This is a genomic window from Nitratireductor sp. J20-h4 (assembly GCF_056780505.1).
On the sequence record NZ_CM165557.1, the window covers coordinates 2,965,380 to 2,977,031 of the forward strand.

The window sequence follows — 11,652 nt, forward strand, 5'->3', positions numbered from 1 at the left end:
TTTCATTGCGCTTGAGAGTGATATCGCCTATCACCAGCTGATCGCTGGTGCCGAACCTTCCGGGCTGTGCATGGACCCGTTCGACAAGTTCAAAGTGCTCATGTACAGCCATGACACCTTCGGCCTGGGGCATTTGCGCCGCAGTCGCACCATCGCGCATGCACTCGTCTCCCATTTCCGCAATGTCGAAGTGTCGATCATCTCGGGCTCGCCGGTGGTCTCGGCCTATCCGTTCGAGGACCGGGTCGACTACGTTCAGATACCGGCCGCGCACAAGCTCACCGACGGCACCTATGTCTCCGGCAGCGCCAGTTCCACCTTCGACGACACCATCCGCCAGCGCGAAGCGCTGATCGACGAAGCCGCCGACCGGATTGACCCGCAGCTCGTCATCGTCGACAAGGAACCGCTCGGACTGGCACGCGAGATGCTGCCCGCATTGCAGCGGCTGAAACAGCGCGGCGCCACCACGGTACTGGGCCTGCGCGACGTGCTCGACGCGCCCGAGCTTCTGCGCGAGGAATGGGCCCGCAAGCACATTCTCGATCACCTCGAAGCCCTCTACGACGAGATCTGGATCTACGGGCCGGGCAGTTTCTACAATCCGCTCGCCGGCATCGACCTGCCCGAGGCCGTGCTTGCGCGCACGCGCTATACCGGCTTTCTGCCGCGGGCGCTGCCCGAGACCGGCGAAGCACCGAACGATTATGGCAGCGGCTACGTGCTGGTGACGGCCGGCGGCGGCGGCGACGGCTATGAACTGATGGCGGCCGCGCTCAATGTCATCCGGCAGGGACTGTGCGACCACCTGGCCTTCCTGTTCGTGCTCGGACCGTTCATGACCGACAAACAGCGTTTCGAGATCATGGCGCGCGCCTCGGGTCTCGCGCATGTACGCGTCGTCGACTTCGACGCCAATCTCGAAGCGATCGTGGCCAATGCGCGCGCGGTGATCGGCATGTGCGGCTACAACACGTTTTGCGAGGTGATGTCGTTCGACAGGCCGGCGCTGTTCATTCCGCGCACCGCGCCACGCCGCGAACAGTCGATCCGCGCCCATCGCGCCGAGGAATTTGGCTGGGTCGACGTGCTCGACATCGAAAGCGCCAAGAACCCGCACCGTTTCCTGGCCGCGATCGACCGGCTGCTTGAGCGCGCGCCGCCATCGGCGGCCGTGGCCCGCCCCGACATGGACGGCCTCAACCGCATCTGCGCATTGTCGGAAATCCTGCTCGACCGCCGGCGCGAGGCCGCCACCGCCACGGCCTCGCTCAGGGCCGCCAGCCTATGAGTTCACACATCGCCATCGTGCTGAAATGCTATCCGCGCCTGTCGGAGACGTTCGTGGCGCAGGAACTGCTCGAACTCGAGCGCGCCGGCTTCCGTCTCTCGCTGGTTTCGCTGCGCCACCCGACCGACAAGAAGACCCACCCGATCAACGACGAGATCCGCGCGCGGACGCTCTATCTGCCCGAATATCTGTATCACGAGCCCGGCCGCGTGTTTGCCGCCTGGCGCAGGGCCCGCCGCCTTCCGGGTTATCGGCAGGCGCGCAACAATTGGCTGCGCGACCTGCGCCGCGATCCGAGCGCCAACCGCATTCGTCGCTTCGGCCAGGCGCTGGTCTTCGCCGCCGAGTTTCCGCAGGACGCGGCCTGGATCTACAGCCATTTCCTGCACACCCCGTCCTCGGTCGCGCGGTATGCGGCCGAGATGCGGCAAATGCGCTGGAGCGCCTCGGCTCACGCCAAGGATATCTGGACCTCGCCGGATTGGGAGATCCAGGAAAAGCTCGCCGCGAGCGACTGGACCGTCACCTGCACGGCGGGCGGCGCGCGCCACCTCAAAAGCCTCGCCGACGACCCCGACAAGGTCAGCCTCGTCTATCACGGCATCGATCTGTCGCGCTTTTCGCCGCCGCCGGCGCCCTCATACGCCCGCGACGGCTCCGACCCGCGAGACCCCGCGCGCATCCTGTCCGTCGGCCGGGCGGTGCCCAAGAAGGGGCTCGACACGCTCGCCGCCGCGCTCGCCCGCCTGCCCGCCGACTTGAACTGGCACTGGACCCATATTGGCGGCGGCGAATTGAGCGAGGCGCTGAAGGCGCAGGTGGCCGAACTCGGGCTTGTCGGCCGGGTCAGCCTGCACGGCTCGATGCCGCAACGCGAGGTGCTGGCCGAGTACCGCAAGGCCGACCTGTTCGTGCTGCCCTGCCGGATCGCGCCGAACGGCGACCGCGACGGCCTGCCCAACGTGCTGGTGGAGGCGCAAAGCCAGGGTCTGGTCTGCGTTTCGACGCCCGTCTCCGGCATTCCCGAACTGATCCTCGACGGCGAAACCGGTTTTCTGGTCGCTCCCGACGAGCCGGCGTCGCTTGGCGCCGCGATCGAGAACCTCATTCGCGACCCGGGCCTGCGCCGGCGCATCGGCGAGGCGGCCGAAAACCGCGTGCGCACGGCGTTCGACCATCGCGGGGCGATCGGCCGCCTGATCGCGCGTTTCGTGGCCTCCGGCGTCGCGCCGGCCAAACCGTCCGCGGAGAAAATCGCCTCGTGACGAAGAAGGTCTTTTTCTACGTCCAGCACCTGATGGGCGTTGGCCATGTCTTTCGGGCCGCGCGCATCGTGCGCGCCCTGGTCGCGGCCGGCTTCGAGGTTGATCTCGTCTTTGGTGGCGTGCCCATCCCCGATTTCGACAGCGGCGCGACGCGGACCCATTTTCTGCCGCCGGTACGCGCCGGCGAGGCGGTCTTCAACAAGCTGGAACTGCCGGACGGCACGCCGGTCGACGACGCCTGGAAGGACCGGCGGCGTAAGATCCTGCTCGATCTGTTCGAGCGCACCCGACCCGACATCGTGCTCACCGAGGCGTTTCCGTTCGGACGGCGCCAGATGCGCTTCGAGCTGCTGCCGCTGATGGAGGCCGCGCGGGCGCGCAGGCCACGCCCGCTGATTGTCGCCTCGATCCGCGATATTCTGCAGGCCAACACCAAGAAGCCGGAACGCGACCACGAGGTGGTCGACATCATCCAGTCCTATTTCGACCATGTCCTGGTTCACGGCGACCCGGCCTTCACGCGTCTCGACGACACGTTCCGCCTGACCGGCGAGATCGCCGACAAGGTCTTCTATACAGGCCTCGTCGCGCCCGAACCGCCGTCGCCGCGCCCGCGCGCCGGGGTGGTGGTGTCGGTCGGCGGCGGCGCGCTCGGCCACACCCTTCTCAGGACCGCGCTGCAGGCCAAGCCGCTCTGCGGCCTGCGCGACGAGCAATGGACGGTGATCACCGGCCTGAGGACCAGCGAGGCCCAGAAGGCGGAATTGAGCGCGCTCGCCTCCGGCAGGCTCGAATTCCTGTCCTTCGTGCCCGACCTGCCGGCCCTTCTCGCCGCCGCCAGGCTGTCGATCTCGCGGGTCGGCTACAACACCGTGGCCGACATCTACGCCGCCGGCTGCCGGGCGGTGGTGGTGCCCTTGTCGGACGGCATCGAAACCGAACAGATCACCCGCGCCGCGCTGATGGGACGCTCCGGGCTCGCCGAAGCCGTCGCCCACACCGACGAAACGCCTGCCGGCATCGCCGCCGCCATCGACCGCGCGATTGAAGCGCCCGTGCCCGACCGCGCCGCGATCCGCCTTGACGGCGCCCCGGAAACCGCACGGCTCCTTGCCCGCTACACCCGCGTCGCGGCCGCATCCGCGTGAGACCGCGACACGGCTTGACCGCGCCGCCGCGTTCTCTCTAGCGTCGATGCCGATGTCCGCAAAAATCGCCTTTTACGCGCCCTTGAAATCACCCGATCACCCGATCCCGTCGGGCGATCGCGAGATCGCCCGCGCGATAATGAAGGCGCTGCGCCTGGCCGGCTACCAGGTTGCGCTCGCCACCGAGACCATCTCCTATCAAAAGCGCCCCTCGCCCGCGCTTTTCCACGAACGCCGCGCCGCGTGCGAGGCCGAGCGCGACCGGCTGATTGCCATGTGGTCGGAAAAGCCGGCGACCGCGCCCGATCTGTGGTTCACCTATCACCCCTATTGCAAGGCGCCGGACTGGATCGGGCCGGCCGTGGCACAGGCGTTCGACATTCCCTACGTGACGGCCGAAGCCTGCCGCACCCGCCAGGCGACCGACACCGACTGGGCAGAGGCACGCGCCGCCGTCCAGGCCGCCGTCGCCGGCGCCGCCGCGAATTTCTGCCTGAAACCCTCCGACCGGGCCTATCTGGAGAGTTTTCTCGCCGATCCCGGTACGATCGTCCCGCTTCCTCCCTTTATCGACACGGCCGCGCCGGCGCCGCAGGTCTCGCCATCCGTTCCCTTCGACAACGGCGCGCCGCTGCTGCTGGCCGTCGGCATGATGCGGCCCGGCGCCAAGATGGCCTCCTACCGGGCCCTGGCCACGATCCTGTCGGGGCTCGCCGCGCGCCGTTGGACCCTCGTCGTCGTCGGCGACGGTCCCGGTCGCGCCGAGGTCGAGGCGATGTTTTCCACCCTGCCGCCCGGCCGCGTTTTTTTCGCCGGCGCGCTGCCGAAACCCGAGGTCGCCGGCTGGATGGGCGCGGCCGACATCTTCGTGTGGCCGGGTCTCGGCGAGGCGTTCGGCATGTCCTATCTCGAGGCACAGGCGCTCGCCCTGCCGGTCGCCGCCTACGCCACCGCCGGCGTGCCGGTCGTGGTGACGCCCGCAAGCGGTCTGCTCGCCCCCGAAGGCGACGTCGCGGCCTTTCGCGCCAATCTCGCCCGCCTCATCGACGCGCCTGCGCTCCGGCTTTCGATCGGCGCCGCCGGGCGCACCAACGTCGCCGACCACCATTCGCTCGCGGCGGCCGCGCGTCTGTTCAAGCACAGGCTCGACCCGCTGCTCGGTCGCGCCAAGCACGCGACGCGGCAACGATGAACGCGTTCGCCGAGCTCGACCGCGAACTGGCGCTCTGGGCCGACGAGGGGCTCGCGCCGCGCCTGTTCTTGCGCGACGACGACGCCACCCGTCCCTCTCCGGCGCTCGACCGGCTGATCGCGCTTGCCGGGCGGTACCGGGCGCCGGTCCTGCTCGCAATCATTCCCGCAGACGCGACGCCGGCGCTCGCCGCGCGCATCGCCACGGAGCCGCTGGTGACGCCCTGCGTCCACGGTTATGCCCACCGCCGCCACACGCCCGACACCGAAAAGGCGGTCGAACTCGGCGGCGACCGCGACGTCGACGAGGTGCTGGCCGAGCTGCGCGCCGGGCGCGCCCGGCTGCAAGATCTGTTCGGTTCCCGGCTCTCCGGCATTCTGGTGCCGCCGTGGAACCGGATCGCGCCGGCGGTGGCCACGCGCGTCCACGAAGCCGGGTTTTCCGCGCTCTCGACCCATGCCTGGCGCCCGACAGGCACGCGCCTGCCCGAACTCAACACCCATGTCGACATCGTCGACTGGCATGGCGGCCGCAAGGGTCGCTCGCTCGATTGGACGATTGCCGAGACCCGCCGCCGGCTCGGCGAGGCGCGCGCGCGCGGCGGCCCGCCTGTCGGCATCCTGTCGCATCATCTCGTCCATGACGACGACGCCTGGGCGACGCTCGACGGCCTGCTGTCCTATCTCACCGGCGACAAGGGACTGGTCCTTCGCCGCGCCGACGACCTCGTCGCCGCGCAGGCGTCCGCCGGTCAGTGATAAGGATCGGCGGCGTCGCGCAGGCCGTCGCCGAGGAAGTTGAAGGCCAGGATCACCAGGATCACCGGCACGACCGGCAGGATCAGCCACGGATACAGCGCGACCACGTTGATGTTTTGCGCCTCGTTGAGCAGCACGCCCCAGCTCGTCACCGGCGGACGCAGGCCGAGGCCGAGAAAGCTCAGCGCCGTCTCGCCCAGGATCATGGTCGGGATGGTGATGGTCGCCGAGGCGATCAGATGGCTCATGAAGCCGGGAATCAGGTGGCGGAAAATCACCCGGACGGGGCTTGCCCCCATCAGTTCCGCCGCCACCACATATTCTTCCTCGCGCAAGGACAGGAGCTTGGAGCGCACGGCGCGCGCCAGCCCCGTCCAGTCGATCAGGCCCAGAATGATGGTGATGCCGAAATAGACCAGGATCGGGCTCCAGGTCACCGGCATGATCGCCGCCAGCGCCAGCCACAGCGGAATGCTCGGCAGGCTTTGCAGCACCTCGATCACACGCTGCACGATATGGTCGACCCAGCCGCCGTAATAGCCGGCCGCGCCGCCGATCGAAATGCCGAGCACGAAGCTGACCGTGATGCCGATCAGCCCGATGGTCAGCGAGATGCGCGTGCCGTAGATAATGCGCGACAGCACGTCGCGTCCGAGCCTGTCCGTGCCGAGCAGGAACACATCCCCGCCCTCGGCCGGGCAGAACAGGTGCACGTCGCTTTCCCACATGCCCCAGAAGCGGTAGCGGTCGCCGCGGCAGAAGAAGCGCAATTTCTGCACCTGAGAGGTATCGGCGGTGTATTCGCGCTTCAGCGTCTCCATGTTGAGCTCGAATTTGGTCCCGTAGACGAACGGACCGACAAACGCGCCCTCGTGGAACAGATGCACGCTTTGCGGCGGCATGTAGATCGCCTCGACGTTGCGGCTTTCCAGATTGTAGGGCGCCAGAAACTCGCTGATCAGGATCGAGGCGTAAAGCAGCACCAGAAAGATGCCCGAAATCACCGCCGCGCGGTGGCGCCGGAATTTCCACCACATCAGGCGCAGTTGCGAGGCCAGATAGATGCGCTCCTGCGCCGGTGTCAGCTTCTCCGTGACATCGGGATCGAAGTCGGTCTGCGACACGAAATGCTCGAGCGGTCGGCCGTCCGGCGGCAGGGGAGACGTCATCGCCGGCGTCCCTCCTGCAGCCTGATCCGCGGGTCGAGAACGGCCAGCGCGATGTCGGAAATCAGCACGCCGATCACCGTCAACGTCGCCAGAAACATCAGGAACGATCCGGCCAGGTACATGTCCTGGCTCTGCAGGGCGCGGATCAGCAGCGGCCCGGTCGTCTCCAGCGACAGCACGATCGCCACCACCTCCGCGCCGGAGATCACCGCCGGCAGAATGCTGCCGATATCGGCAATGAAGAAGTTGAGCGACATGCGCAGCGGATATTTCAGCAGCGCCCGCAGCGGCGGCACGCCCTTGGCGCGGGCGGTGACGACATATTGCTTCTGCAGCTCGTCGAGCAGGTTGGCCCGCAACCGGCGGATCATGCCGGCCGTTCCCGCCGTGCCGATGACGATCACCGGGATCACCATATGCTCGGCCATAGACCGGAATTTGGCCCAGCTCATCGGCTGGTCGATGAAGCGCGAATCCATCAGATGGCCGATCGAGGTGCCGAACCACACATTGGCGAGGTAAAGCAGGATCAGCGCCAGCAGGAAGTTCGGCGTCGCCAGGCCCAGAAGGCCGATGAAGGTCAGCCCGTAATCACCCCAGGAATATTGGTGCGTCGCCGAATAAATGCCGATCGGAAACGCGATCAGCCAGGTGAAGATGATCGTCACCATCGAGACCACGATGGTGAGATAGAGCCGGTTTCCGACCACGTCGCTGACCGGAAGCTCATACTCGAACGAATAGCCGAAATCGCCCTGCAGCATGCCGCCGACCCAGGTGAAGTAGCGCTCCAGCAGCGGCTTGTCGAAACCGTATTGTTCCTTGAGATATTCGATCTTCTTCGGATCGACCGTCTCGCCCTGCGCCTGCAGTTCGGCGACATAGGTCTCGAAATAATCGCCCGGCGGCAGTTCTATGATCAGGAACACCAGCGCGCTGATCAAAAACAGCGTCGGGATCGCGGCCAGCAGTCGAAAGACGATGTAACGCAGCAACCGGCCTAATCCCCTGCCGAAAACCAGAACGTGTCCGGCATGTAGACGCCGAAATAGGCGACCGGAGAAAACGCGTAGATGCCCTTGTCGGGCACGTTCTGCAACGTGTTGCGCACCACCACCGGCTGCAGCACCCCGTTGACCGTGCCGATCGTGTAGACCTGATCGGTATAGATCTCCAGCATCTCGTGCCAGATCGCCCGGCGTTCCTCGTTCGTCGACGACACCCGCCAGGACTGGAACAGCTCGTGCAGGCGCAGCGCCTTCGGCTCGTCGACCATCTCGCCCGCTTTGCCGCCGGTCTCCACATATTGCCCCCATTGCGGCCAGGTGCCCTGGACGGAGGAGACCGGCGCGAGTTCCTCCGGCGGCATGTCGGCGGTGGCGAGGCCGACATTCAGGCCGCTCCACACCGACATCTGTGTCTCGCCGGCCAGGAACCGGCGGCGCAGATTGTCGAGCTGCATGGAGCGCGGGAAAACCTTGATGCCGATCTTGCCCCAATATTCGCCGACGAGCTGGGTCACGTCGGATTCCTCGGTGCCGCCCGCCAGTTCGACGATCAGTTCGGCCGGGCGGCCGTCCGGCAGCCTGCGCACGCCGTCGCTGCCTCGCTCCAGCCCGATCTCGTCGAGCAGCCGATTGGCGAGGTCGGGATCGTATTGCGCCCAGGCCTGGTCGTATTCGGGCCGGAACAGCGGCGATGTGTCGAGCACGGTGTTGGCGGCCGGATGCGCCAGACCGAAATAGAACTGCTGGTTGATCTCCTCGCGGTGGATCGCCACCGACAGCGCGCGGCGGAAGCGCACGTCGCGAAACAGCGCGCGCCAGACCGGATCGTTGACGTTGAGGTTGGGCAGGTAGGCGACCTGCGAGCCGTCGCCGTCGCGCCACAGCTTCACCTCGTAGCCGTGCGACTGACTGGCCTGTTTGAGGAAGGTGTAGTTGTCGAAGCGCAGATAGCGGGCCTGCAGATCGCTATCGCCGCTGCCGGTCTTGGCCGGAATGATGTCGGCCGAACTGATGCCCATGAAGATCTCGTCGATATAGGGCAGTTGCCGGCCGGACTGGTCGACCCGGTGATAATAGGGATTGCGCTTGAAGATGAAACGTTCGGCCGGCGGCGGCGTGGTGTTGACCCAGGGTTCGAGCGACGGCAGGTCCGGGTTCTCCGGCCGGTAGGCGCGCGCCCGGATCGTGTGCAGCGCCACCCAGTCGCGCACGCCGGCCTCGGCGACCTTGGCGTCGAGTTCGGCCTTGTCGGTATATTTTTGGTGGAACTGCTTCAGATAATGCGCCGGCACGGCGATGTAGTTCGGGCTGCCGCCGGCAAGCGACGGCAGGAACTGCGGGTTGGGTTTCGACCAGGTGTAGCGCACCGTGTGTTGGTCGATCACCTCGAATTCCGGCGCCTCCCCGTCGACCAGCATGACCTGCGAGGGGCCGGCCCGCGATAGGTCCTCGTTGATCTCGACATCCTCCCAGGAATAGCGGAAATCCTCGGCGGTGAATGGATGGCCGTCGGACCAGCGATGGCCCGGCCGCAGCTTCAAGGTGAAGATGCGGCCCTCCTCGACTTCGAAGCTCTCGAGAATGTCCGGCACGAGATCCAGCTTTTCGTCGAAGCCGACCAGCCGCGCATAGCCGTAGATCGTCATCATGCGGATGTCCTTGGACTGGGCCATCAACATGGTCAGCGTGCCGCCGTAACGCCCCTCGCTGCGGCCGAGCGCGGCAAGGTCGATCACGCGCGGCGTGTCCGGCAGCCTGTCGGCCATCGGCGGCAGGGCGCCGCTTTCCACCGCCTGCGCGAGCGACGGCGGCTCCTCCGCCAGGGCGGGCGCGACGGCAAGCACAGAGACGGCAAGCAGGCCGGCGAAACCGACCGAAAGGCGTGCGCGTCTGAAAAAAGCTGAGACGGTCATGCTGGTATCCTCTCCCGGGATGGCAGCGAACGGGCAAGCACCCAGTGGCCCTCATCGACCGGCAGCAGCCGCAGCGGATCGCGGTGCGCGTCGGGCCTGAACTCGTCCGGCCAGTCCTGCGCGGGGTCATGGGTGTCGCCGTCGTGATACGAGAAATCGAGCTTGCGTTCGAGCCGAATGGTCGGCACGGCGGCGAGTAGGTCTTTCGTATAGGGGTGGACGGGCCGCGCGAACAGCGTCTCGACATCGGCGACCTCGACGATGCGGCCCTGTCGCATCACGGCGATCCGGTCGGCGATATATTTGACCACCGCCAGATTGTGCGAAATGAAGACCATCGTCAGGCCGAGATCCTTTTGCAGATCCTTCAACAGATTGAGGATCTGCGCCTGCACGGAGACGTCCAGCGCCGAGACCGGCTCGTCGCAGATCAAGAGATCGGGCGACAGCGCGAGCGCCCGCGCGATACCGATGCGCTGGCGCTGACCGCCGGAAAAACTGTGCGGATAGCGGTTGAGCTGGCTGGTCTGCAAGCCGACCAGCGCCATCAGCTCCGCCGCGTTGCGGCTGTTTGCCTTGCCGCTCGACACGCCATGGATTTCCAGCGGCTCGCTCAACGTATTGAGGATCGTCGAGCGCGGGCTCAGTGAACCGAACGGGTCCTGGAAAACGATCTGGATGCGCTTGCGGAACTCCTTCAGCGCGTGCCCTTCAAGCGCCAGCACATCGCAGGCGTCGGTTCCGTTGTCGAACCGGATCGTGCCGCTATCGGCTTCGATCGCCCGCATGATCAGCTTGCTGATGGTCGACTTTCCGCAACCGCTTTCGCCCACGATGCCGAAACACTCGCCCGGCATCACGTCGAAACTGACATCGTCGACGGCGAGCGTGCGTGTCTTCGTGCCGCCGAACCAGCGCCCCGCCTTGCCGATATAGCTCTTCGACAGGTTGCGCACGCGCAGCAAGGGTCCGTCGATGCGCGAAAAATAGCGGGTCTGGCCCTTCATCGAGCTCGGGATCACCGGCGTACTGTCGCGCAGGGCGACAAGCTTCTGGTTGCGGTCCATCTCCAGGTCCGGAACCGCTTTCATCAGGGCGCGCGTATAAGCGTGGCCGGGCGCCTTGAAGATCGCCTCCAGCGGCCCGGCTTCCATGATCTCGCCGTGATAGATCACCACCACCTCGTCGGCCATGTTGGCGACCACGCCCAGATCGTGGGTGATCAGAAGCAGCGACATGCCGAGCTTGCTCTGCAGCGACTTCAAAAGCCCGAGCACCTGGGCCTGCACCGTGACGTCGAGCGCGGTCGTCGGCTCGTCGGCGATCAGCAGGGCCGGCCGGCAGATCAGCGCCATCGCGATCATGGCGCGCTGGCGCAGCCCGCCCGAAAGCTCCATCGGATACATCTCGTAGGCGCGCGCGGGATCGGGGAACCCGACCAGGCGCAGCATTTCCTGCGTTGTCGTGCGTGCCTCCGTTCCGGCGATCGCGCGATGCAGCACAAGCGCTTCCTCGACCTGGTGGCCAACCTTGTGCAACGGCGACAGCGACGTCATCGGCTCCTGGAATATCATGGCGATGCGGCCGCCCCGCAGCGAACGCATCTCGGCGCTGTCGGCGTCGAGCGCGGCTATGTCACACTCCTCGCCCGGCTTCAGCGGATCGCGGAACCGGATATGCCCGCCGGTAATGCGGGCCACGCGCGGAAGAATGCCAAGGATGGATTGGGCGATGATCGACTTGCCCGACCCGGACTCGCCGACGAGCGCAACCGTCTTGCCGGCGGGAATGCGGAAGCTCGCATTCTTCACCACCTCCAGACTGGTGTCCTGGATCGCGATCGAGATGCTGAGGTTCTCGACGCGCAGCAGGTCTTTGTTCGCGCTCACGCCGACTCCCCCGATCGCGC

Annotated in this window: 9 protein-coding genes; 5 read left to right on the forward strand and 4 right to left on the reverse strand. The window is 66.5% G+C overall.

Features of this window, described 5'->3' with window-relative positions; translation table 11 throughout:
• The first annotated feature begins 70 nt into the window (after positions 1-70).
• The 5 genes from ACT2B0_RS14370 to ACT2B0_RS14390 are packed head-to-tail and all read left to right on the forward strand — an operon-like array spanning position 71 to position 5,654.
• Positions 71-1,291, forward strand: a complete 1,221-nt coding sequence (locus tag ACT2B0_RS14370; protein WP_473458581.1) for a glycosyltransferase family protein — start codon at positions 71-73, stop codon at positions 1,289-1,291.
• Positions 1,288-2,556: a glycosyltransferase family 4 protein gene (locus tag ACT2B0_RS14375; protein WP_473458585.1), complete on the forward strand. Its 1,269-nt coding sequence runs from the start codon at positions 1,288-1,290 to the stop codon at positions 2,554-2,556. The genes ACT2B0_RS14370 and ACT2B0_RS14375 overlap by 4 nt, the downstream gene beginning before the upstream one ends.
• A complete protein-coding gene (locus tag ACT2B0_RS14380) occupies positions 2,553-3,704 on the forward strand; it encodes a glycosyltransferase family protein (protein ID WP_473458588.1) in 1,152 nt (383 codons plus the stop codon). The genes ACT2B0_RS14375 and ACT2B0_RS14380 overlap by 4 nt, the downstream gene beginning before the upstream one ends.
• A 52-nt stretch (positions 3,705-3,756) precedes the next feature.
• The gene (locus tag ACT2B0_RS14385) at positions 3,757-4,896 is read left to right on the forward strand and encodes a glycosyltransferase family 4 protein (protein WP_473458590.1); all 1,140 of its coding nucleotides are present in this window, start codon (positions 3,757-3,759) and stop codon (positions 4,894-4,896) included.
• Positions 4,893-5,654 (forward strand): polysaccharide deacetylase family protein, encoded by a 762-nt coding sequence (locus ACT2B0_RS14390; RefSeq protein WP_473458592.1) that lies wholly within the window; start codon positions 4,893-4,895, stop codon positions 5,652-5,654. The genes ACT2B0_RS14385 and ACT2B0_RS14390 overlap by 4 nt, the downstream gene beginning before the upstream one ends.
• On the opposite strand, the gene ACT2B0_RS14395 is transcribed toward ACT2B0_RS14390, so the two are convergent.
• From ACT2B0_RS14395 to ACT2B0_RS14410, 4 genes are read right to left on the reverse strand one after another with little or no spacing between them, the layout of a single operon-like run.
• Entirely contained in the window at positions 5,648-6,823 is a 1,176-nt protein-coding gene (locus ACT2B0_RS14395) for an ABC transporter permease (RefSeq protein WP_473458594.1), read from the reverse strand. The genes ACT2B0_RS14390 and ACT2B0_RS14395 overlap by 7 nt on opposite strands.
• Positions 6,820-7,818: an ABC transporter permease gene (locus ACT2B0_RS14400; RefSeq protein WP_473458596.1), complete on the reverse strand. Its 999-nt coding sequence runs from the start codon at positions 7,816-7,818 to the stop codon at positions 6,820-6,822. The genes ACT2B0_RS14395 and ACT2B0_RS14400 overlap by 4 nt, the downstream gene beginning before the upstream one ends.
• Before the next feature lie 5 nt (positions 7,819-7,823).
• Positions 7,824-9,743, reverse strand: a complete 1,920-nt coding sequence (locus ACT2B0_RS14405) for an ABC transporter substrate-binding protein (protein ID WP_473458598.1) — start codon at positions 9,741-9,743, stop codon at positions 7,824-7,826.
• Positions 9,740-11,632 (reverse strand): ABC transporter ATP-binding protein, encoded by a 1,893-nt coding sequence (locus ACT2B0_RS14410; protein ID WP_473458600.1) that lies wholly within the window; start codon positions 11,630-11,632, stop codon positions 9,740-9,742. The genes ACT2B0_RS14405 and ACT2B0_RS14410 overlap by 4 nt, the downstream gene beginning before the upstream one ends.
• Positions 11,633-11,652 lie beyond the last annotated feature (20 nt).